We start from the raw sequence: 22,158 nt of genomic DNA on the forward strand, positions 1-22,158 counted from the left end.
AATTATCAGGGATATTGAATAACCTCAGGGGCCATTGCCCATGATTTTACATCGGCAGTTAAAATTGGAAAACGGGGACCGGTTCCGCCTAATTCGCCGCAGGCATTGGTGAAAACTACCTGCTTAATTTTGTGATGCCTGATCACGTATGAACAAAGGATACAGGGCTCAACGTTCGAATAAAGAATGGCCCCTTCGCAACTGCCGTGATCTTTAACAGCGTTTAAAACGGCTAATGTTTCGGCATGGCGGGTAATATCTTTTAGCTTACGGCTCTGTTCAAAAGCTTCGCCGATGATTACGCCGTCTTTAACAATAACGCAGCCTACAGGGCTTTCGCCTTCGGCAGCGGCTTGTTCTGCTAATTGAAGGCAGCGTTGCATGTATGGTTCATGATCATTCATAAGTATAAAATATGTGGTCAAAAATAAAGCCTGCCATAGCAATTTTTTATGGCAGGCTTTATTTTTTTCAGGATTAGTTTTTACTTGCCTGTCTTTTTATCCAGGAACTGCCTGATGATTTCGGCTATTTCTTTGCCATGACTTTCCAGGGCGAAGTGGCCTGCATCATATAAATGGTATTCCAGATTTTTAACATCTTTTTTGAAAGCCTCCGCGCCGGCTACCGGGAATATATAATCGTTTTTGCCGTATACGATCAACATTTCGGGGTTTTGTGTGCGCAGGTACTCCTGCCATTTAGGGTATAAATCAACATTGGTGCGGTAATCATAGAACAAGTCGAGTTGGATCTGGTCATTTTCGGGCCTTTCCAAGTGACGTAGGTCTATCTCCCAGTTATCAGGGCTAATCAGACTGGTATCAGGTTCGCCGTGGGTGTATTGCCATTTCAGGCCGTTAGCGTCATGAAAAGTCCTTAGTGTGGCTTCTGCTGTTTTATCGTTATGGTCTTTCCAGTAAGCTTTGATCGGGTCCCAGAATGTTTCCAGGCCTTCGTCATAAGCACAACCATTTTGAACAATGAGGGTATCCACACGTTCGGGATTAGCCGAGGCGATACGCCAGCCAACCGGTGCACCGTAATCCATAAGGTATAAGCTGTATTTACTGATCTGGAGCTGGCTCAGCAGTTCGGTAACAATTGCGGCAAAGTTTTCAAAAGTATAAGCAAACTCTGCAATTGGGGGCTGCTCGCTTCTGCCATAACCGGGATAATCGGGCGCGATCAAGTGGTATTTGTCAGACAGATCATTGATCAGGTTCCGGTACATGTGCGATGAGCTTGGATAGCCGTGCAGTAATACCAATACAGGTGCGTCTTTTGGGCCGGCTTCGCGATAGAAAATGTTCACGCCATTGATCTTAATGAAGTGATGTTGTGTTTGATTTTTCATGATGTTTAATTTTAGTATTCGTTTGATTTTGATTCATTTTACCGAACGTTCGGTAATTTATATAGATAAAAAAATATTTCCTATTCCTTACGCGTATCGGCGCTATGTTTATTTAATTATGCTGTTAATAATTCGGGGATTCTTTCAAGGCTGTTTTTAAAGTAGCTTTTATCGCCGGTTGCCCCGGTAAGCACAAGTGAGCCTTGAATAGTTTGGTTAATGAGCCTGGCATTTTGCCTAGCCTTATCCGGCAACACGCCTAACTCAACGGCCACATCCGCAAAGCCATCAGCAAGCAGGTTAAAGCAATTGGTCACGCTTTCCTTAAAGGCATCTGCATCTGTACCTATCGATAATGTACGGAGCAGGCAATTGTTAGCGCCACCGTTATATAATTCATCAACGGAAGCAATCATCTTTTTTAGTCTTGCTGATGCCGGTATATTTTTATTCGCTGATTCTGCTACAATATGTTGCAGAATCCACTGCTCAACAATTTCCAGGGCGTGTTTGGCCATTTCTTTTTTACCATTAGGAAAACGGTGATACAAGCTGGCCTTTTTTAAACCGGTAGCCTTTGCCAGGGCTTCCATTGATGCACCATCGTACCCCAACTCGCTGAATGTTTCAAATAACTTCAGGTCTACATTTTCGGTGTTAACTTTTTGAGTGCGCATGCTTTTAAATTTGGATGTATCAGTGCCTTGTTTCTAATTACGATTCAAATATACCGAACGTTTGGTAAAATAAAAATAAATATTAAAACATCTCTGATTTATGCCACAGATTCGGTAAATAGTACCATAAACCGACGCTGTTTCAATAAAAACTCCGGGCATTGGCGTCCGGCGTTTTATCAATTGATATTTTGAAGCAAGTTACTTACCTATCCTGTACAAATTGCCATTATCGGTAACGCCGTATAAAGCACCATCCTTACCGGTAACCAGCGAACGCCAGCGTTCGTTCTTGTCTTTCAGCAGGCGCTCTTCAGCAACTACCTTATTATTTTTGATGACCAGCCTGGCAATATGTGAGCCACCAAGCGCACCTACAAACAGGTTGTTTTTCCATTCGGGGATCAGGTTGCCCGTATAAAAAGTGATACCGCATGGCGATATACTTGGGTCCCAATAGTAAATCGGTTGGGTTACACCCTCTTTTTGTTGTATACCATCCCCTACCTTTTGACCGCTATATTCAATACCATAAGTAACCACAGGCCAGCCATAGTTTTTACCGGCACGGATGATATTAATCTCGTCGCCACCACGCGGACCAAATTCGGCCTCCCATAGTTCGCCTGTTACCGGGTTGGTGGTCATACCTTCTGGGTTTCTTAAACCATAAGCATAAATCTCGGGCAGTATACCACTTTTGCCTGCAAATGGTCCGCCGGGAACGGCTTTACCATCGCGGGTGATATGAACTACCTTTCCTACTGCCGCACCCAGATCCTGAGCTTTCATCCTGATATCTTCGGCACCATGCTCGCCGGTGCTCACAAACAGGTTTCCTTGTTTATCAAATACCACGCGTGAGCCAAATTGCAAATGCCCGTTATAAGCCGGTTTGGCATGATAGATAACCTGTACATTTTCAAGTTTGCTGTCGTCGGCAGATAATTTTCCCTTAGCCACAGCCAACTGGAAGCCGCCTTCCACCTGCTCGGAATAAGTCCAAAATAAGGTCCTGTCTTTAGCAAACGATGAATCAAAGTTTACATCCAGTAAACCGCCCTGGCCACCAACAGCTATGGCCGGCAAACCTTCAATATTTTTATCAAAACTGCCATCGGCTTTAAGGATCCGCATGGTGCCACCTTTTTCGGTGATCAGGAAACGGCCATCGGGCAAGCAACGTAAAGCCCATGGTGATTTAAGTTGATGATTAATTATAGTAACGTTTAGCTTGGTTTTGGTTTGGATACCGCCAATGCGGGTTTGCCCGGTAAAAGCAGGTTTGTATTCGCTGTTAGCCTTTTGTGTTTCAACAGGCGGCAACGACTGCGCGTTTACCCGGCCTATTAATGTGCCAAGCCCCATGGCGGCTAGCAAAATCGATTTATTGGTTATAGACATATTGGTTGGTGATAGTTTTCAAGTTAAAACAGATTTCCGAAGTTAAAGTTCTGCTGAGTTATATAAGCCAGGTAAGCGCTTTTTTACAATCTATTCAAATTATAATTTGAATAAGCTCTTTATACCGGTAAAAGCAATCTGAAGCCCCACGCAGAATATCAAAAATGAAGTGATCCTGTTAAATATTTTTTCGCCGTTTGAACCCAGAAAAGCGACAAGCGTTTTAGTGTTCAGGTAAAATATATAGATGAGCACGCACATAAAAATGATGGAAAGCAGGATTGCGCCCGTATTAACGAAATAGTCTTTCATGTCGGGCGAGGCGCTGTGCGCGCTAAGCGTAAACAATACAGAAATTGTACCGGCCCCTGTTGTGATGGGGAATGTGATGGGGTAAAATAGCTTGTCTTCTATATTATGATACCCGGACGGCTTTGCACCATCAATCGGACTTTCCTGTGGATCGCTATCCTGTTTATCCGACGATAAAAACTCCCAACCCATTTTACAGATCATGATCCCGCCTGCCAGCTGAATAACCGGAATGGAAATCCCAAACAATTCCAGGATCCAATGTCCGGCAAACAATGAAACCGTGCAAATAGAAAAAGCATACACCGTAATTTTATTCACGGCCTTTCGCTTTTCGGCAGTATCAAGATGGGCAAAGTAAGGTAGGATTATCAACGCCGAACCTATAGGGTTTACAACGGGAAACAACGCGATAATACCTATAAAAAGCAGGTGTATAAAGGAATGGAAAAACTCAGGCATCATGAAAAATCAATATGATAACGATATAAATATAACAAGAATAGCACATTACCCGCCTTATGCTTCATTATTGACAATACCGTGTTAAAAGACGCGAATTACCTGCTGAGAATAGCCGAAACAAACAAGTATTTACTCGTTTAAGTTTAGCATTTAAAACTCACAATTTTTATTATTAAAGTTTGATAATTAAATACTTACATTAGTATACCTATAAAAATCCGTTCTCATTAATACTTAAACCAACAGCCATGAACAACACAAACAAAGATTTTATCACCCGCTGGTTTACCGAAGTATGGAATAACAGCAACCCGGCAGTTATGGACGAAATGCTGCACCCCGATGTTAAAGTACACGGAGTAGGCGAGACATTTACAGGGGCAAATATCTTCAAAGATTTTTATAACGATTTCAGGAAAGTATATTCAAACCTTAGGTTTGATATTGAAAAAATGATATCCGAGGGCGATGAAATTGCCGCCTTGGTTAATGTATCCGGGATACATACAGCAACGGGTAAAGATGTACATTTCAGCGGCGTTACAATCGCGAAAATTGAGGACGGCGTTCTCACTTCAGGCTGGAACTATTTTGATTTTTTAGGTTTATCTAAACAGGTAGGCAATTTGGAGCCGGAGCAATTGCGCAAATAACATTATATTTTCGCAGCCCCGGCTACCAAAAGCATCAGACATTGTTGCCTGCCTATACCGCTTTAGTCGCAGTGGCTGTAGCTATCCAATTTGGTAATTGCTGCTGAACATATTGTGTCCAGGCTGGTGCACAATCGTTATAACATTCAAATTCCGGAACCAGGCCCATATGCGTAAATACAATTTTTGTGGCATCTCCTTCGGCCGAAATGTCAAAAGATAGTTTTGTGCCGGTCCATTCCGTTTGGTTGGGTACAAAGGTTAATTTACTATCTGTTACCAACCATGTTATTTTTTTGGAGGGAACCAGTTCAACAAGTTTATGTCTAGTATAGTGCGCGCCATCTCCGGCAAAAAAAGAAAACTCATCGCCAAGTTTGTCTGATTCGCCTTCAAAGCTTTCGGCATACAATCCCGACCACCATCCGCGAACGTTTTTTATGGCATCAAAAACTTCTTCAGGTGTTTGATTTACCAATAAGGTTGTGCTAAAATCTGTTGTTGTCATTTTTTGATCTTTTAGTTGAATAATTGATTATTTATTGGCTTTCGATCTCATATTCAGAGCCCGTCGACTCCCCTGTTGTTATTCCGGATATAAAACAGGCGCGTATCAAATAACCTTTCAATAATAGGTAACTCATAAGTTACATAAAGATATAGGTAACTTACGAGTTACGCAATTTTTCCTTAATTTTTTTTCTTCTTCTTTAAAATCAGCCCTAAATAGCAAACTACTATTAATTATTAGCCCAAACCTATCACCTAAAAATTTTCTCACTCGTATCTCCATCACATTGTCCCCATTAAAGGTTGTTAGTCGTCATGTGGCTAAAAACTTGTCGATGAAAAATATACTGCACATTATTTCCAGCCCCAAGGGCGAACATGGTCACAGCGTTAAGCTTGCACGCGCCATTATCAAACAACTTTGTAATCAGCATAAAGAATGTAAGATTGCCGAACGTGATTTATTGGCCGCCGAACTCCCTTATCTGGATGGCCTGCATATTTCAGCATTATTTAAAAATGAAGCAGAGAGAAGCGATGATGAGAATCAAAAATTAAGTTATTCGGACACGGTGCTCCACGAAATAAAAGCAGCTGATATCATCGTTTTAGGAGCGCCGATGTATAATTTTGGCATACACGCCGCTTTAAAGGCCTATATTGATCAGATTGTGCGATTTGGCCATACTATAGCCTATCAGCAAGATGGCAGCAGGATTGGGTTATTGAAAGACAAAGTTGTTTACCTTGCCATTACAGCAGGAGGCAATTATACCAATAGCGGATTTGACCCGGTAAAAGATTACATCGTTAATTATCTTCAAACCATTTTGAACTACATGGGCATAGAGACCATTATTCCGCTCATTATTGAGGGAACCGCGGCACCCGATTTTACGGTTGATTATGACCTGGTTTGTAATGATATTCAAAATGCAGCTACTGTGAGTTAAACCTTATTTATAAAATGATACCATGAAAGAGTTTGCATTGATATTCCGGATGAGTAAACACGCTGACGCGCAGCCTACACCCGAACAAATTCAGGAAAGAACAAACTGGCTGGCCAGCATAGCCGCGCAAAATAAACTGGTAGATAAAGGAAATTCGCTATCGGCCACAAACGCCACGGTAGTAAATAATCGCACTGCCATAACCGACGGCCCTTACACCGAGATCAAGGAATTCATCAGCGGCTACGTGATCATCAAAACAGAAACCCTTGATGAGGCCGTGGAGCTGGCCAAAGCCAACCCGATATATAAAATTGGTGGCAGCATTGAAGTGCGCGAAGTTGTTAAGCTATATAACCATGAGCGTTAACAAATGAGTGCCGGCGCTAAACATGAGCTTTTGCCTAACCTGTTCAGGTTAGAGTATTCCAAAATGACAGCGGTTTTATATCGCCGTTTTGGCCTAAAGCACATTGAAATAGCTGAAGACATTGTGAGCGATACTTTTGCTATAGCCTCAGCAAACTGGGCAGTTAACGGTATACCCGAAAACCCGGTGGCCTGGCTCTATACGGTAGCTAAAAACAAGGCAAGGGATTGCCTCAAACATCTAAATGTGGTTGAAAATCATCAGAAAGGGACCAACCCCGATGATCATGATGATGGAGTGCATGATTTTGAGTTTTCGCATCAGCATATTTCAGACAGTCAGCTCGCTATGATATTTGCTGTATGTAACCCGGGTATTTCACCTGAAGCGCAGATCTGCCTTGCGCTTCAGGTGCTTTGCGGTTTCAGTGTGGAAACAATAGCCAATGCCTTTTTAGCTAAAGCAGAAACCATAAAAAAACGACTACAACGCTCCCGTGACGATCTCAGGCGGGATAATTTTCAGATTAGCGTACTCACCCAACATGAAATAATGGGGCGTATGGATACTGTGTTAAAAACACTGTACCTGTTATTTAACGAAGGGTATTTTTCTAAAACAAGCTATAAGCAGGTACAAAAAGAGCTTTGCCTTGAAGCCATCCGATTAACATTGCTATTAACAGAAAACGCCCTCACCAACACCCCACAGGCAAATGCCTTGCTTGCCTTGTTTTGTTTTCAAAGTTCGCGGCTTGATGCCCGTGTAAATAGCAAAGGTGAGACCATTGTTTACGAGCAACAGGACAGAAAACTTTGGGACAAAGCACTAACTGAAAAAGGTAATTATTACCTGGTTGAAGCCTGCAATGGCAACGAGACATCAAAATATCACCTGGAAGCAGCTATAGCTTATTGGCATACCACACTTTCCGATACCAACAAGTGGCAACATATTTTGCAATTGTACAATCAGCTTATTATGATAGAGCGCTCGCCCGTAGCACTACTTAACAGAATTTTTGCTTTGGCCAAAGTAAACGGGCACGCATCGGCAATTACCGAAGCTGAAAAGCTAAAGCTGACTGAAAATAGCTACTATCATGAATTACTGGGATATCTGTATGCAGCTACCGATCCTGCTCAGGCCATCACCCACTATGACAAAGCTATCCTTTTAACAAAGTCATCAGCCGAAAAGAAAACTCTTCAAAAAGAGATACAGCAGTTGAGATTGAAGCATCCGGAGTAGCGGCTTTAACGAGCTACTGGCCAGTTCCCGCCCAACGGTATTTGCAGAACTGTTAAAAGATTGATACCTTGAAAGGAATATTTCAAGCGCCAATTATGAAAAAAAGTACAGGGGCTGCTCCTGCCCTTCCAGCAGGCCGAATTGCTTCGGTTGATGTTTACCGGGGTTTAGTGATGTTGCTGATGATGGGAGAAGTTCTTGCCTTTCAGGATGTATCGGGTTTGCTACCGGGTAACCGTTTTTGGGCAATCCTCGCTTTCAACCAGTCGCACGTAGCCTGGACCTGGCTGAGCCTTCACGATATGATCCAGCCCTCCTTTACTTTTTTGGTGGGCGTGGTGCTTCCTTTCTCCCTGGCCTCCAGGAAAAATAAAGGAGCTACCAATACCGCTCTCCTTACCCATGCCATTAAACGGTCGCTGATCCTGATTGTGCTCGGTATCTTTTTAAGATCGTTAGGTAAACATCAAACCTATTTTACTTTTGAAGATACCTTAACCCAGATAGGTCTCGGCTATACTTTTCTTGTCATATTAGGTTCTTGTTCCCGCAGAATACAAATCGGGGCACTCATCGTTATATTATTGGGCTGCTGGCTTGCTTTTGCACTTTACCCATTGCCGGGCCCGGGTTTTAACTATCCGTCTGCAGGCGTAAGTCCAACATGGGAACATAACCTGCATGGGTTCGCGGCGCACTGGAACAAAAACACCAACCTTGCATGGGCTTTCGACCGTTGGTTCCTTAATTTGTTTCCGCGCAGTTCACCCTTCCTGTATAATGATGGCGGATATTCCACACTGAGCTTTATTCCAACTTTAGGCACCATGATCCTCGGGCTTTTAGCTGGTGGGGTTTTAATGAATAATGCTCAAAGTGGCACAAAACTGAAATCGCTCATCATTACCGGCGTCAGTCTCATTGCCTTCGGAATTCTGCTCCACCTTACAAACCTCAACCCAATAGTAAAAAGAATCTGGACTCCCGCCTGGGCAATTTTCAGCGGAGGGATCTGTTTTTGCTTCCTCTCTTTGCTTTACTTCACCGTTGATTTAAAGGAATACAAAAAACCATTATTCTTCCTCAAAGTAATCGGCATGAACTCCATCGCTGCATACGTCATGTCAGACGGAGGCATACGTCAATACATAACAGACAATCTTTACATACATCTCGGGGCGCATTACGACCAGGTTTTCGGAGTAGCCTATGCTACACTCATCAGCGGGGCTTTAACACTGCTTTTACTATGGCTGATACTGTACTTAATGTACAAACGGGGGATATACATTAAAATTTAACCTCGAAGGGGATCAGATTTACTTAATACTGCCAAATCTCATTACGAAAAACCCAAACAGCTTTAAGATACCTTAGGTACAGGGTAAACAAAACCAAAATCCGGATCATTTCTTAAATCCTCATAAGGATCTATTTTGTTCGGATTCGTATATCCGGTAAACGGACTCCTTCTTCCAAAGCCAAAATACCATTCAGGAGTTTTAGTCAAACTATATTTTGCTATATATTTCCTGTCATTTTCTTCTCCGAGAAGCGAAGAGCCTCTTTTTCTCCAGAACAGCGTAAAATCGCCTATTGAGCTAAATACATGAAATTGAGCATTATCAAAGTCAATGTTCCTCAGAATATTTTCAATTTTTAATATAAAATCATTCCAATCCGATAAATCATACCCGAAATTCTTATATGTTGCTGCAAAGCCAAAAATTGGGTTCTCATAAAAATAGGGAATTTCATAATCTCCAAAACTGAACATATTGGTGTTAACGAAAGGGTAACTTTCATCTTTTCCTAAGCTTTTTATGAAGTCAACCGATTTGCTATAATCCCTATCAATTTTTATATATCCATAGATAGTATCAAACTCCATTGAATGCCTCCTTTTTACAAATGTACAATCAAGGAATCATTGAGTATAAGAATCTATTTCAAAAAACAAATTTAAGAGCGGGCCAATCGTATACTTGTTTGCGCAAATAGGATACGGATGAGTTTACTGCTCAGGTTAATCCGCCAGCGTGGTGTTCGGGGAGCCTCCATGTGCTCACTGAGCATAAGCAAGGTGACGGCCAGCATCACAAAATTATTGCCCCCCGGCAGCAGCACCGGGAACAACATCAATACCCAATTGGAACCTACACACCACACTGCATGCTCAAAGCCAAATAAAACCGAATCATAGTCAGCTGCACGGCCAAACGCGGCCAACGCCTTATGATTATGCCCACGGTTTAAGCACTGTTGTTTCACCGGCGAAAATTGCCAGATCGCGGCTATAATGCCGACCACTATTGCAGGGGTATACGATCCTGGCATGAACAGGGTTAAGCCCAGTATTCCGCCAATCATCAGCGCGCCAACCACCATCCATACACCCATGTAACCAAGAACAAACAATGATGCTGCCCTAAAACGACGATTCTTAAAACTTCTTTCACAAGTGTACTGTATCGGAATGATCAACTTTGGCAGCATCATGGCCAAAACCATTAAGCCCCATCCCGCCAACATAGGCGAAATGGGGTTAGTTAACAGCAATATTTCTAATGATGTACGTGATAGTTCACCACCCGTAACAAAACAATGTTTAACGGCGGCGGGTTTCACCAACAATAGCCCCCAGCACGTTGCACTCAAAACAAAGATCAGTAAACTTACTGACCTTCGAGATCTTTCGGCCGCTGTCATGACTGCGGCTGGCGGTGCAGACTAACCCGGCCAACGGTAATTTCTTCGTCGTTAGGGATATCGTTATCCGGCGAAATCGTTACGTCGAGAGAATCGGCATCGAGCGCATTATTGAGATGCAGTTCATCTACCAGGTTAGTGATATCAAGTATAAACGTAAGCCCCGCGCCCCCATGATGCCCATCGTTCGACGACGCCTTTCGCAAGCCGAAAAGAGAGACGTGCCCTGCAAGTTTATGGTTAACCGAAACTGCCAGTACGTTCGAATCCATCTTTCCCTTCACGTTTTCAAGTTGCAGATAAACGTGATCCGGCACCTTGGTTACCGACGCGTTCATTAAACTCTTTGGTACCTTAGCCCAGGCTTCCTTCTGGAATCGCACAGCCGTACGTGCACCTGAATTTTTTAATGTCAGCGCCCCTTCGTTGGCACCAACCATTTCTGAATTGCCTCCCATATCCATATTTTCATCTGGTTGAGGTTGAGTTTGAATTAAATTCACGCCTAATTTAGTCAATCTTTGAGCCAGACTGCCAACCAATTGCTTGGTAATACCAGTCGACAGATTGTCGTAAACATAGTTGAGCTGGCTCAGACTTTTCATATCATTAGGAGTATAAACCCAGCCAGCACGTGAAGAAGGCATAGGCATAACAAACTTCCGTCCACCGGTGGCAGCTGGGCCTTTCAGCCAATTGGTACTGGTGGGATTAGCATTACCTGCCGCATTCCATGAAGCCCACATCCTATCAATATTACAATGATGTAAGTAAAAAATAGGATCGAGCGCAGCTGTTCCCGGATCCGACATCAGGCCGTAATCTGTACTGGTAATAGAACCGCCGATATAGGTATGTACCATATTATGGGGATTGTTCTCCAGGTTGCCACTTACGCTTCCGGCATTTGAGAAACCTGTTGACGGGCCACCATAGCCAGGATTGGGTGTAACAGCATTGCTACCAGTATAAATGGTATTCCGCTGGCAATCCTGGGATACCGGAGGAAGAGGGATATATATATCGCCATTATTCCGCGGACCGTACCGGGCTTTTACAAAGAGGGGGTTCGGGCTACCATCGGGCAAGGTTAGCTGAGTGAAAGCGGGTGGGATCTTATACTGGTTACCCGGACCGAAATAATTCCAATAAGGCAACGACCAATCGTTCGGGCCTCCCAAACCGATCACAATGGCGCGGATTTGCGCTTCAATAGCTATCAGATAGCCACGGTGCCAGGGCTCAAAATACCAGCTTTGGTGCTGACACTGATTCCAGAACTTGTCCCTAATACTTTGAGAAGGCAAAGGGCTTGTGGGTACCGCTGGCGGAGCCGAAATATAAGCCCATCCGGGAAAAGTGGTTTGTCCGCTCAGATATTCGTTGTGAATAGCGGCGAAAAACCACCAGCTGGCTTGATCATTTAACGCGCGTGCCTGCATCGCGCGTACGCCCTTGGCGTACCATAAAAGGTCGGAATTACTGAATGTCCCGTTTTGGTTCCAGGCATTCTTTCTGGTGTAGGTTGCCATAATTTATTTAGGTTTATTGGTAGCATGGGTTGTTTAACGGCATAAAAAGAACAAACGACACTTGCCGCACCGGCATTTCCCTGTACATTGAGATGCGAAAATTTTAAGCGCGTGACGGCAGAGAGTTCAAGGTTTTATTGGTTTGGTAGATGTTAACGGTAAAAGAGAGATAAAGCAATTGGTAAATAAAAGTATACCAAACGCCGCCGCGAAACCAACAGTTTAGATATAAAACACTCACAGGTAGGTCATTATGAGGTTTACGGTGTAAATGTATATATTTATTGAATAATAAAATATTTTTTACAAATCTTTTTCAATAGCTGTTCACGTGTCGATAACCGTCGTTTTTTTCATCGCATTATTGCCCTATAATGATCTATTTAAAAAGCTGAAACAATGCCGATTCCTTTAAGTTCGGCCCACATATCACACATCACGCTAAAAATTTAAAGCATAAAAAAAGCCCCGCGGACATGCGGGGCTTGACGGCTCCTGAGGCTGGGCTCGAACCAGCGACCCTCTGATTAACAGTCAGATGCTCTAACCGGCTGAGCTACTCAGGAGTGTTGTCCGGTTTGGAGTTTGCAAAAGTATAATTTTCATTGATATTTCACAATTTTATTCAATTTGTTATCGGGTAATGCCTTAATATTATGCAACACCGTCTATAACTCACTAATTAACAAGCCGAAACGTAAAAACCGTTATAAAAAAACGTAAAAACACGCTTGTATTAGCCATCAACGCCAATTACTTTTATAAAATACTCATTATCAAATAGTATTATAACTACTGATATCCTGTTGACTGTTTACGCCTCCTATTTTCACTGACACACACTTGTTTAACTCTGGTTCGAATAAATTTTCTTAAAGCCTAAATTATGTTCAAATTTCCTGCCATAGGTAAAAACCAGGTGGTTGCCATTGTCACTTTCCTTACATTAATCATGTTAGGGGTAAGTTACTTTTATATATACATACCGGCTAACGAAAAGGTTGTGCAGGAGCGACGATTTCGATGTTTGCAAAATATCAACATTAATATTCACTCAAAAATTATAAACAGCACCTGGATGCTGAATAACTTCCTGAAAACGTTCCCTAATGATGATCAACTGCAGGATTATCTGAGCAACTATCCTAAAACCAACTTCACCCTGCTTCCTGTGTCAAGCCGCCTTAGCGGAGCTCAAATAAGACAGCAACTGCAAGGGGCTAAAGTTAAATGGGTTGATAGCGCTGTTAATATCCGCACAAACGTAGCAGTGCAGCAGTTAACCATCTTCCTTAACAAAACAATAACCATAAGCGGGCCAACCGATACGTTAAAAATGCGCATGGGTATCCGGTATAATTTTGATCATTTTATTAAACCCTTGCTGGTACCCGACGTTTTTGACAACTACATTGTTTTTGAAAGCGACGCATCAGACAAAGGCAAAACCGACGATAATATCATTTATGAAACCTTCCCTTCGGGCTTAAGTTATCAATCAAAAGATTCACTGTTGACCTTTAAAAATAAGGTAAGCAGTCCGGGGCTTCGTAAGCTGAGTATTGGAGGTAAAGATTACAGAGCTTTTTCACAACCAGTTAGCCTTGATGGTAAAAACCAATTGATTGTTGTGGGCCTGGTGCCGGGTAAAAGCTACGACCAGGAGCGGAAACGGCTACCGCTTGTTGTTGTGTTGTTATTGTTAACATTCGCCACAGGCGCTATCGTATCATTACCCTGGATAAAACTGTATCACACGGGCAATAAGGATAAACTCAACGCTTCTGATGGTATCGCCTCTGTACTGGTATCGATACTGATGATGGCGCTCATGTTTTTTGTGTTTATGTATTTTATACTTTTCGCCAATACACATGGTAAAATATCGGCATCATCAACATCACTGGCCAATGGCATTTCAAACGCCTTATCAACCGAGTTAGAAAATGCATATCAAACGCTCAAAGATTTCGATTCGCAATCTCATCTGTTTGCCAATGATGATATCGCCAATTTGGGTAAATCAAATTTAAAGTTCAGAACCCTATCATCGCTGGATACAAATTATAAACCGTACAGAGATAAATTGAACGCCTTTGCTAAGCCAACAGCTTTGGAGGAAGCCTTTTGGATTGATTCAACAGGCAAAGAACTTCTTAATTGGAGTACCGATAGCGCGTTTACCCCCCGTAGCAATTTGGGCTGGCGCGACTATTTTAAAAGGATCAGGAGTAACAATACCTACAGTTTTAATGGCCATGAGCTGTATCTCGATCAAATTTTTTCTGTCACCAACGAAACCTTCAGATCTGTACTGGCTATAAAATCAAAGTCAAAACTAAGTCAGCCGGCGGCTGTGGCGGCTATGACGTTTACGATGAAAAGCTTAGACCATGTTACAACGCCCGATGGCTATCAGTTTGCCATTATTAACAACAATGGAAAGGTATTGTACCATAGCATCACCAACAGAAATTTAAACGAGAACCTGAAAAGCGAATTTGCCGATAGTACCAGCCTGGTAAGTTGCCTGGAAGCAAAATCAGACACCGGCTTTACGGCAACCTATTATGGGCGCGAACTCAATATTAAAATTAAGCCGGTAAAAGGTCTGCCTTATTTTGTAGTAATTTTTGAAAGCCAGGAGTATAATGATAATCGGGATATGCAGGCCTATGCTTTTACTATAGCGATGCTGATATTTCTGTTATTGTTTCTCATCACACAATTCGCCATAGTATTTTTTGTATCTGCCAAACGTTCGTTTTTTAAGAAGCAGCTCTTTGAAACCTCATGGATAGGGCCAAAAAGGTGTTTTCACAGGCAATACAATCTTATAATAGCAATTAATATAGTTGTTATTATATGCATGCTCGCAAGTATCGATCAGAATTCATTCCTTAAATCCCTATATCTCATCCTGTTTTCCATTACGTTCATAGGCATTTACCCTAACGTTTTATTTGCCATAGACTACGGCCGAAACCAAAGCTATAATCTGAATTTTAAGCTATATGCTATTGCATGGCTGCTTGCATTTATTCTGCTGGTTGACGGGGCCGCGCTTACTACACTTACGGCATACCACTTATATATGCTTTTTTTATATGAAGCAGGATTAATCTTCTTCGCGCTTATAGTTACCTCAGCCATTTATATCAAGCCGCTTAGCAACTGGTTAATGAGCAAAACCCAGCAACATTTTTCCCAATTGTTTATAACCATCAAATCGCTAAAAAAAACAGAAACCTCTTTCTGGACCTATACTCACAGCTTTGCCTTTATGGCTACTACGCGCCTGGTTATAACCAGCGGCATCCCTGTGGCCTTCTTTTTTATATATGCCTCTAATTACGAACAGAATTTAGAGACCCGGTATAAACACTTCCACTTTGCTAAAGATCTGGTTCAAAAAATGCCGAAGAATACCATTGAGCAAGGCAAACTCCCTGTTGGTGCATACATTGATAGTTCGTTCATCAATAATTATGGTATAGTTTCGGATCAAAAGCTAATTGACAGCGTTAAACAATACGGGCGGTATTTTAAAGAAGACTTCCTGACTGTGCAATTATTGAATGCTTTTAAACTGCAGGTAAAAGATATCGAAATAAGAAGCAGTAACATGGTTTATGCCAATGTAGGTTCCGATGCTTTTTTCAACAAGCTTACCAACACAAATGACATATCAACAAATACAATTTACAAAGTGGTCGACAATTCCTTCCTTGGCCTTGGTTCGGCTGCCCTTGGCTATCATCCCTCATTTGAGGCTATATTTGATTTACATTATTTGATACCGGTAATTCTACTTAGCCTGTTAGTTATCGCTTTCTTTTACATGATCCATAATGTGATAAGAAAATTATTCGCCTTAGGGCTCCCCTCGCAGGATGGCTGGCGGGAAATGGATGAACAATTGCTGCTTGATGATAAGCTTAACTCCCTGTTGTTAATAGTTGGGCCTCCCGGCTCGGGAAAGCTAAAAAACATACAGAACAAAATAAAAAGCAGGTTATTTAAAGACAAACACGGTAAACCCCTATTGTACAGCGAAGGCACCAGGCCCGACGATAATGTATTCGTAGCTGATATGATCAGGATTCCGACAGAAAATGATGATGAAGATTGGAAAAAATGCAAAGCAGATGCCTTAAAAAAAAGCAACAAACTTGTTATTATAAACCACTTCGAGTACAACATTAAAGACTCCCAGACCAACAGCATAAAGCTCAATTTTCTGGAGTCGCTGATGTTGCAGGGTAAGAGTAAGATCATGATCATTTCGACGGTACACCCGCTTACTTTCCTTGATTCATTTACCGAGGAGCAAAGAAAAAACAACGCTGATAAAGCGCAAACCGCGGGCACTGCAAGTGCCGATTCATCTAAACGCGACGGCAATGTATCCGAAAGTGAACTGGAACGCTGGCATGTATTGTTAGGGCATTTCCGGATCATTATACAGCCATTGCAGGGCACAGGTGTCCGGTTGCGGAAGAAAAAGAAAAACGCTGTTACAAGGGTACGCAGCAAAGCATCTGAAAGAGCATGGCGCTTACATTATTCGCGCCGGGTAAAGTTAAAAGCAAAGTTCACCGCACTACATTTGCCTAAAAACATCAAGAATTTAAGGCACAGCATAACAGAAGAAACGCGCTATACTCATTACCTCCATGATATGAAGGAAAAAGCGATGGACACCCTGCCATTGCTCAATGACGAAGGTGTGGGCATTGCAACCGATACCCTGATCTTTAAAATGCAGATCAGCTCGCATTATTTTTATACTTATATCTGGCAGTCGCTCACCAAGGAAGAGAAATTTTTGCTTTACGACCTGGCCGAAGATGGCCTGGTTAACCCTTACGATGATTATAACCTAAGCATGCTGATATACAAAGGTCTGATCACCAGGAGTCAGGGCACCCTAATGCTGTTTAATAAAGGCTTCCGTAATTATATCCTGACCGCTATTGGTAACAGCGAGGTTGAGCGTATCAAGGCCCAGGTAAAAGATACCGGCAACTGGAGCAGCCTGAAAGTACCCTTAAACCTATCGATAATAGGCATACTGGTCTTCCTGATCGTATCGCAACAGGAGGCTTATAGTCAAATATTAACTTACATTACTGCGCTTGGCGCCGGCATACCTGCTGTTTTAAAAGTGCTTTCTATGCTTGGCAGCAATAGTAATACTCAGAAAACCGCTTGAGACAGCCTAATTATGCGCCGTTTTGGGACGGAGGGTATTAAATATCTTTAATACCAAGGTTTGCTGTTTTACAGAAAGCGAATCTGTGCCGATTACGACACCGTAATAATTACCTATCGAATTATTATAACTCCTTTTATCACGCATATAGACAGCGGTTTCGCCCATTGTCCCATTAACCGGCACAGCCAATCGCCTGTACAAATGATTAAAGGTATCTATCTTAACAATATGCCGTTTTATATCCTGGGGCAATTTTACAGGCCAGTTAAACAACCGGTTTTCATGTTTACATGTGGCAATATAATCTGAACCACCAAAAAAGCCGACCTTATCGCTATCCTGAAGGGTTGAAGGCCTGATAGCAATAACATCTATTTTAGGATAAGTGTTGCTATCATAGGTAATGCCTGGTTTCTCAAACTGCGTTTGCGCGTCAAAAATAAACCAGCGTTTATTTAAATACTCTTGGGGCGTTTGAAATAAGGTATCGGTATAGTAGCCAAAATCTGTATAAAGCTTAATTGTATCATTCGTAATTTCACCTCCCTGCGAGTCGATGCCATTTTGAAGTTTGAAGTTAAAATCCTGCGGAACATCCAGTAGGTACCGGCCTAATTCAATCGTTTTCCAATCTCCATTTGGTCTTGTACAAGAAGTAAATAAACTCAATAGCAAGAGTAACCAAAACCTGTTTGTTATTGATTGCTTGTCCGCTCTGATATTTTGATGCATGGGAAATGTAAGGTCAGGGATTAAGTGCTTCCGAAAGCAAGTTATTGAAAAATCAGGGCGAATTAAAAATATGAAGTTTTCGAAACATCATTTTAAACACCTCGCATTTTTTGCCGCAAATCACCTCTTGTTGGTCGTGATTACACCCGCCTTGTTACATGCCCTTTAATGATCTTTGTTATGAACAAAACAACGATCATTTATTAAAAACTATTTATATGAGAAAGTTAAAATTACAGATACAGATAAGCATTGATGGTTTTGCAGCCGGGCCAAACGGCGAAAACGACTGGGTATTTCTTTCTGGCGGAGATGAAGCCGGTCTTCAAAAAATAGTAGATCTGGCCGACAGCAGCGATACCCTTTTGCTGGGTAGCAAGCTGGCCAAATCAGGATTCATGGAGCACTGGAAAAATGTAGCCGATAATCAACCCGATGGCCCTCAGCGAACTTTAGGGCAATTGATTGTAAATATGCGTAAAGTTGTTTTCAGCAGTACGGAAACTGCAGTAAACGGTGATAATGTAGAGGTTGAAAACGGAGACCTTGCTACCGCTGTACAGGCACTCAAAAACCAACCCGGCAAAGACATCCTTGTTTACGGGGGCATCGATTTTGTGAGCTCATTAATTAGCCTAAACCTTATCGACGAATATTTTATTTTCACATGCCCGGTTGCTATCGGAAGCGGACTATCCATATTTAAGGAGAGAAAGATCCTGAAATTGGAAAGCTCAACAGCATACAATAACGGGAAGGTGCTTAATAAATACCTGCCGGTATAGACTGAAAAAAGAAAAGCCGGTGTACCTTTTCAGGAAGCACCGGCTTTTCATATAAAAAACGATCTGTATTACTTTACATCGTTATTCAAATTCCACAATTTTAAGCTTTTAATAACCGCCTCGTCATCGGCAAAGGCCGATAAACCTGTCGCGTCTTTATCCGGGTAGATCATGGTTGAAATCACTTTCTCACCGTCGTTGCCAAATACTTCCAGCGAAGACCTGTCAACCAATACTTTGATCTTAACAATTCCGCCGGTTATACTCATCGGAGCGGTTTGTACCAGGTTTTCGGGCGATTTGTTATTCTTTTCCGAACCGGTGCAGTCAACAAAGAGTTGTTGTTTTTCGGCATCATAGCCAACTACCACCTTTTTGTCGGCACCAGCCTTTTCAACCACATTAAATCCAACTTTTCTGGCGTTTTTAATATCAAACTCCGCATCTATCCAGTATGCATTACCATCGCCTGGAAGTTTCAAACCAGAATTGCCAATAGAAACATTCCTTTTTTCAACAGGCTTTCCTTTGACATATTTAGGCAAAGCTTTGGTTACAAATACTGACGGCAGCTGATTAAGTACCAATCCTTCGCTTGTGGTTTTTAAAGAAAGGTCATGCGGGATAGACATCTGGCCTTTCCATGGGTAAGTTTCCTGTCTTCCGTTTTGCAGCCAGCCTAACAGGATCTTTTTGTTTTGCGGCGCATCACGCCAGGCTATGGCGGCGTAAAAAGCATCGCCATAATCCGTTTTTAAAATTTTGCTGTTATCGTTAATATTCTTGAAAGTTATGCCGTCAAAATCGCCTACAAAATACTGGATCAGCGGACCATGCTCGCCTCCCAGCGATACAAAAAGTACCCACTTGATATTAGCCGGATTACCATCAACTACCAACGGAAGTATTGACGGACATTCCCAACCATTTTTGGTAAACCCTGCCGGACCAAAATCACTTAGCTTATTCCAGTCCTTCAGGTTTTTTGAGCCATAAAACCTAACCATATGTTCATCAACCATTGAAACGGTCATTACCCATTGTTTTGACTCCTCGTGCCAGAAAACGTTGGGATCACGAAAATCATGCATATTCAAATCGATGACCGGGTTTTTAGCATATTGCTTGTAACTTAAACCACCATCGTTACTATAGGCGATAAATTGTGATTCCTTTTTCTGTTTAGGCTGATCGGCAGTAAAAATGGCTACCAATGGCGGTTTTCCGTTTACGCCAAAACCACTGGTGTTGTTTTTATCCAATACTGCCGAACCTGAATAGATCCAAGTAGTTGTGTCTTTTGTAACCACTTCCGGAATGGCAACCGGCAAATGTTTCCAGCTGATCAGGTCCTTACTGGTGGCATGCCCCCAGCTCATGTGTCCCCATTTGTTTTCAAAAGGGTTGTGCTGGTAATATAAATTGAATTCGCCATTTAAAAATATCAGGCCGTTAGGGTCATTTGTCCAGTTGTTTTGTGGCGTAAAGTGATATGCCGGTCGCCATTGCGGAGTTGGCACTCCCTTCTCCTGGGCAAAAGCACTGCCTGTCATCGTGATTAATCCCAGGCATAATAATTTAGCTTTATTCATATACTATAGTTTATCTTGGTTATTGTTTAGTTGTTGGTAATAGTGTTGGCTGGCTTTGTTTTTCGGCTACCTTGCTTTTGGCATTTTTGAACCCGTACCAGTAGGTAGTTGCCGCAAAATCGGCGGTTCCATTTTCCCAGCCAATCATTTCCAGGCTGTAACGAAAATTCTTTTCAAAAGGAACAGCATCCAGGTTGCGGGTGCGTGTAAAGGTATTGTGCCCAAATGAATCGGGGTTATCCGCGCGCGGGGCGTTAGCAAACGGGGTTTGATATAACACTACAGGCGCCCATGAAGTATTGTAATAATCTTCGGTACCGGTGCCAAATTCAGCAGGAAAACGCTGACCGTCCACCCATAGTTTCTGATCACCCTCGCCGTACCACTTATGCATGTGATTATAAACCGCCAAAGCATCACCAACAAAAACTCCTTTGCCATTGATGACGTTCAAATCCCATTCAATTGGTTTATTTTCTTCGTTTTGTTTAATAACAACGTTTTCTTCGCTTTTCCAGTTAGCATGAAAATACATGGATTGCGCGTCCCATGCCCATTTAGAAGTAACGGTCTGTACAGAAACGCTCACGGATTTATCCCCCGTATTAAGCAAGGAAATTCGCGCTGCAGAACGATAGGGCATCACCCAGCGGCTAATCAGCAAGCTATCTTTGCCTATGGTACGGTACCAGCTTTGCAGTGGTTTTGCTCCTACTCCGCTCCCGGCGAAATCACCCACGGGGCACCATACGGTTTGTTCGCCATCAAACTTTATTTGCAATATGGTTGAGCGGAGCACCTGTTCGTAATCTTCATTGTTAGATGTTTTTAGGTTTATTGCAAGGTAGCGCACAGCTGCCGATCCTTTGGGTAAATCAATAACAACCTGTTTACCTGGGGCAATCTCACGGTTGGCATTGATTCGCTTACCTGCAACTGCATTATCCGGATGCAATAGTTTCCCGTTAACATCATCCACCAATTTGCGGGCTTGATCAAGCTGTTGCAGGCTGAAAGTTTTAACGCTGGTACCTGCCACGTAACTACGGTAATTTACCTGATAATAGCGGGGCTGGTTATCGGGGTCGTTATCTTCAAATGTAATTTTGCAGTGTTTGGCGTAGGGCATTGGCAAATAAAGCGTACTTCCGCCCTTTTCCTTAGGCTCATAACTCGAATGCGCCTGCAACAATGCCGCACCCAGATTTAAGCCACTTTTCATCAGATCATAAGCCGGAACAGTAATAGCAGGCTCTTTGCTCCTATCAAAATAGATCCTGATATTGCCATTACGCTTAAAGGTGGTAAGCCAAAAACGCACAATAGCACCCGGACCATCGGCATCCATCATTACCAGTTCCCGGCGTCCGTTTACTGTTTCGGTCCGGATGTATTGTGATCTGTCGTCATTGGCAAACCAACCAGCCCGCCCGGGCAATACCGATTTACGGTCGTAACTGCTGGCCTGTATCTCCTTATAATAAGGATGAGGCCAGCGGGCAACAGCACTAAAGTCGACCTGTTCCTGTAACAATGAAGTAAGCGTAACCTGCTGCGCAAAGCCGGTTGTATTGGCCAAAAAGGCCAACAGGCAAACCGCCAGATATTTTAATTTAATCATATGATATCAATAATGAG

19 protein-coding genes and 1 tRNA gene are annotated in these 22,158 nt (G+C 42.5%); 7 read left to right on the plus strand and 13 right to left on the minus strand.

Features of this window, described 5'->3' with window-relative positions:
• Positions 1 to 5: 5 nt before the first annotated feature.
• From DUL71_RS16360 to DUL71_RS16380, 5 genes are all read right to left on the minus strand, one after another.
• The gene (locus tag DUL71_RS16360) at positions 6 to 404 is read right to left on the minus strand and encodes a nucleoside deaminase (protein WP_114939099.1); all 399 of its coding nucleotides are present in this window, start codon (positions 402 to 404) and stop codon (positions 6 to 8) included.
• 80 nt (positions 405 to 484) lie between these two features.
• Positions 485 to 1,357 carry an alpha/beta fold hydrolase gene (locus tag DUL71_RS16365; RefSeq protein ID WP_114939100.1) on the minus strand — a complete coding sequence of 291 codons (873 nt, stop codon included), beginning with the start codon at positions 1,355 to 1,357 and terminating at the stop codon, positions 485 to 487.
• Between the two features lie 116 nt (positions 1,358 to 1,473).
• Positions 1,474 to 2,034 (minus strand): TetR/AcrR family transcriptional regulator, encoded by a 561-nt coding sequence (locus DUL71_RS16370; protein ID WP_114939101.1) that lies wholly within the window; start codon positions 2,032 to 2,034, stop codon positions 1,474 to 1,476.
• A 201-nt stretch (positions 2,035 to 2,235) separates the two neighbouring features.
• The gene (locus DUL71_RS16375; RefSeq protein WP_114939102.1) at positions 2,236 to 3,438 is read right to left on the minus strand and encodes a PQQ-dependent sugar dehydrogenase; all 1,203 of its coding nucleotides are present in this window, start codon (positions 3,436 to 3,438) and stop codon (positions 2,236 to 2,238) included.
• A gap of 99 nt (positions 3,439 to 3,537) precedes the next feature.
• Positions 3,538 to 4,215 (minus strand): MarC family protein, encoded by a 678-nt coding sequence (locus DUL71_RS16380; protein WP_208645572.1) that lies wholly within the window; start codon positions 4,213 to 4,215, stop codon positions 3,538 to 3,540.
• 248 nt (positions 4,216 to 4,463) lie between these two features.
• Between DUL71_RS16380 and DUL71_RS16385 the strand changes: the two genes are divergently transcribed.
• The gene (locus DUL71_RS16385) at positions 4,464 to 4,868 is read left to right on the plus strand and encodes an ester cyclase (RefSeq protein WP_114939103.1); all 405 of its coding nucleotides are present in this window, start codon (positions 4,464 to 4,466) and stop codon (positions 4,866 to 4,868) included.
• A 52-nt stretch (positions 4,869 to 4,920) separates the two neighbouring features.
• Here DUL71_RS16385 and DUL71_RS16390 read toward each other — a convergent pair whose 3' ends face one another.
• The gene (locus DUL71_RS16390; RefSeq protein WP_114939104.1) at positions 4,921 to 5,376 is read right to left on the minus strand and encodes an SRPBCC domain-containing protein; all 456 of its coding nucleotides are present in this window, start codon (positions 5,374 to 5,376) and stop codon (positions 4,921 to 4,923) included.
• Between the two features lie 337 nt (positions 5,377 to 5,713).
• On the opposite strand from DUL71_RS16390, the gene DUL71_RS16395 reads away from it, so the two are divergent.
• From DUL71_RS16395 to DUL71_RS16410, 4 genes are all read left to right on the plus strand, one after another.
• Positions 5,714 to 6,331: an FMN-dependent NADH-azoreductase gene (locus tag DUL71_RS16395; protein WP_114939105.1), complete on the plus strand. Its 618-nt coding sequence runs from the start codon at positions 5,714 to 5,716 to the stop codon at positions 6,329 to 6,331.
• A gap of 22 nt (positions 6,332 to 6,353) precedes the next feature.
• Positions 6,354 to 6,701: a YciI family protein gene (locus DUL71_RS16400; RefSeq protein ID WP_114939106.1), complete on the plus strand. Its 348-nt coding sequence runs from the start codon at positions 6,354 to 6,356 to the stop codon at positions 6,699 to 6,701.
• Between the two features lie 3 nt (positions 6,702 to 6,704).
• Positions 6,705 to 7,952: an RNA polymerase sigma factor gene (locus tag DUL71_RS16405; RefSeq protein WP_208645573.1), complete on the plus strand. Its 1,248-nt coding sequence runs from the start codon at positions 6,705 to 6,707 to the stop codon at positions 7,950 to 7,952.
• A gap of 95 nt (positions 7,953 to 8,047) precedes the next feature.
• On the plus strand, positions 8,048 to 9,253 hold the full coding sequence (locus tag DUL71_RS16410) for an acyltransferase family protein (protein ID WP_208645574.1): 1,206 nt from the start codon (positions 8,048 to 8,050) through the stop codon (positions 9,251 to 9,253).
• A 62-nt stretch (positions 9,254 to 9,315) separates the two neighbouring features.
• Here the strand turns inward: DUL71_RS16410 and DUL71_RS16415 are convergent, their stop codons facing one another.
• The 4 genes from DUL71_RS16415 to DUL71_RS16430 all read right to left on the minus strand — a co-directional run bounded on the left by DUL71_RS16415 (position 9,316) and on the right by DUL71_RS16430 (position 12,759).
• On the minus strand, positions 9,316 to 9,843 hold the full coding sequence (locus DUL71_RS16415) for a hypothetical protein (RefSeq protein WP_114939107.1): 528 nt from the start codon (positions 9,841 to 9,843) through the stop codon (positions 9,316 to 9,318).
• A gap of 71 nt (positions 9,844 to 9,914) precedes the next feature.
• Positions 9,915 to 10,610 carry a copper chaperone gene (locus DUL71_RS16420; RefSeq protein ID WP_161964451.1) on the minus strand — a complete coding sequence of 232 codons (696 nt, stop codon included), beginning with the start codon at positions 10,608 to 10,610 and terminating at the stop codon, positions 9,915 to 9,917.
• A gap of 47 nt (positions 10,611 to 10,657) precedes the next feature.
• Positions 10,658 to 12,193: a tyrosinase family protein gene (locus tag DUL71_RS16425; protein ID WP_114939109.1), complete on the minus strand. Its 1,536-nt coding sequence runs from the start codon at positions 12,191 to 12,193 to the stop codon at positions 10,658 to 10,660.
• Positions 12,194 to 12,685: 492 nt separating this feature from the next.
• A tRNA-Asn gene (locus tag DUL71_RS16430) sits at positions 12,686 to 12,759 on the minus strand.
• Positions 12,760 to 13,079: 320 nt separating this feature from the next.
• Here DUL71_RS16430 and DUL71_RS16435 point away from each other — a divergent pair.
• Positions 13,080 to 17,408 (plus strand): cache domain-containing protein, encoded by a 4,329-nt coding sequence (locus DUL71_RS16435; protein ID WP_114939110.1) that lies wholly within the window; start codon positions 13,080 to 13,082, stop codon positions 17,406 to 17,408.
• Between the two features lie 6 nt (positions 17,409 to 17,414).
• Here the strand turns inward: DUL71_RS16435 and DUL71_RS16440 are convergent, their stop codons facing one another.
• On the minus strand, positions 17,415 to 18,080 hold the full coding sequence (locus DUL71_RS16440; protein WP_154402412.1) for a hypothetical protein: 666 nt from the start codon (positions 18,078 to 18,080) through the stop codon (positions 17,415 to 17,417).
• Between the two features lie 281 nt (positions 18,081 to 18,361).
• Here DUL71_RS16440 and DUL71_RS16445 point away from each other — a divergent pair, with 281 nt between their 5' ends.
• Positions 18,362 to 18,928, plus strand: a complete 567-nt coding sequence (locus tag DUL71_RS16445; RefSeq protein WP_114939213.1) for a dihydrofolate reductase family protein — start codon at positions 18,362 to 18,364, stop codon at positions 18,926 to 18,928.
• 68 nt (positions 18,929 to 18,996) lie between these two features.
• Here the strand turns inward: DUL71_RS16445 and DUL71_RS16450 are convergent, their stop codons facing one another.
• Positions 18,997 to 20,520: a glycoside hydrolase family 32 protein gene (locus tag DUL71_RS16450; RefSeq protein ID WP_114939112.1), complete on the minus strand. Its 1,524-nt coding sequence runs from the start codon at positions 20,518 to 20,520 to the stop codon at positions 18,997 to 18,999.
• A 19-nt stretch (positions 20,521 to 20,539) separates the two neighbouring features.
• The gene (locus DUL71_RS16455) at positions 20,540 to 22,141 is read right to left on the minus strand and encodes a glycoside hydrolase family 172 protein (protein WP_114939113.1); all 1,602 of its coding nucleotides are present in this window, start codon (positions 22,139 to 22,141) and stop codon (positions 20,540 to 20,542) included.
• Positions 22,142 to 22,158: the final 17 nt, after the last annotated feature.

It is taken from the genome of Mucilaginibacter endophyticus, from assembly GCF_003351025.1.
GTDB lineage: Bacteria > Bacteroidota > Bacteroidia > Sphingobacteriales > Sphingobacteriaceae > Mucilaginibacter > Mucilaginibacter endophyticus.

Excerpts from the sequence above, each read along its gene's own strand:
- DUL71_RS16395 (WP_114939105.1), top strand. The coding sequence starts at position 5,714 with ATGAAAAATATACTGCACATTATTTCCAGCCCCAAGGGCGAACATGGT.
- DUL71_RS16405 (WP_208645573.1), top strand. The coding sequence starts at position 6,705 with ATGAGTGCCGGCGCTAAACATGAGCTTTTGCCTAACCTGTTCAGGTTA.
- DUL71_RS16400 (WP_114939106.1), top strand. The coding sequence starts at position 6,354 with ATGAAAGAGTTTGCATTGATATTCCGGATGAGTAAACACGCTGACGCG.
- DUL71_RS16385 (WP_114939103.1), top strand. The coding sequence starts at position 4,464 with ATGAACAACACAAACAAAGATTTTATCACCCGCTGGTTTACCGAAGTA.
- DUL71_RS16375 (WP_114939102.1), bottom strand. The coding sequence starts at position 3,438 with ATGTCTATAACCAATAAATCGATTTTGCTAGCCGCCATGGGGCTTGGC.
- DUL71_RS16425 (WP_114939109.1), bottom strand. The coding sequence starts at position 12,193 with ATGGCAACCTACACCAGAAAGAATGCCTGGAACCAAAACGGGACATTC.
- DUL71_RS16455 (WP_114939113.1), bottom strand. The coding sequence starts at position 22,141 with ATGATTAAATTAAAATATCTGGCGGTTTGCCTGTTGGCCTTTTTGGCC.
- DUL71_RS16380 (WP_208645572.1), bottom strand. The coding sequence starts at position 4,215 with ATGATGCCTGAGTTTTTCCATTCCTTTATACACCTGCTTTTTATAGGT.
- DUL71_RS16390 (WP_114939104.1), bottom strand. The coding sequence starts at position 5,376 with ATGACAACAACAGATTTTAGCACAACCTTATTGGTAAATCAAACACCT.
- DUL71_RS16410 (WP_208645574.1), top strand. The coding sequence starts at position 8,048 with ATGAAAAAAAGTACAGGGGCTGCTCCTGCCCTTCCAGCAGGCCGAATT.
- DUL71_RS16415 (WP_114939107.1), bottom strand. The coding sequence starts at position 9,843 with ATGGAGTTTGATACTATCTATGGATATATAAAAATTGATAGGGATTAT.
- DUL71_RS16365 (WP_114939100.1), bottom strand. The coding sequence starts at position 1,357 with ATGAAAAATCAAACACAACATCACTTCATTAAGATCAATGGCGTGAAC.
- DUL71_RS16370 (WP_114939101.1), bottom strand. The coding sequence starts at position 2,034 with ATGCGCACTCAAAAAGTTAACACCGAAAATGTAGACCTGAAGTTATTT.
- DUL71_RS16435 (WP_114939110.1), top strand. The coding sequence starts at position 13,080 with ATGTTCAAATTTCCTGCCATAGGTAAAAACCAGGTGGTTGCCATTGTC.
- DUL71_RS16450 (WP_114939112.1), bottom strand. The coding sequence starts at position 20,520 with ATGAATAAAGCTAAATTATTATGCCTGGGATTAATCACGATGACAGGC.
- DUL71_RS16445 (WP_114939213.1), top strand. The coding sequence starts at position 18,362 with ATGAGAAAGTTAAAATTACAGATACAGATAAGCATTGATGGTTTTGCA.
- DUL71_RS16360 (WP_114939099.1), bottom strand. The coding sequence starts at position 404 with ATGAATGATCATGAACCATACATGCAACGCTGCCTTCAATTAGCAGAA.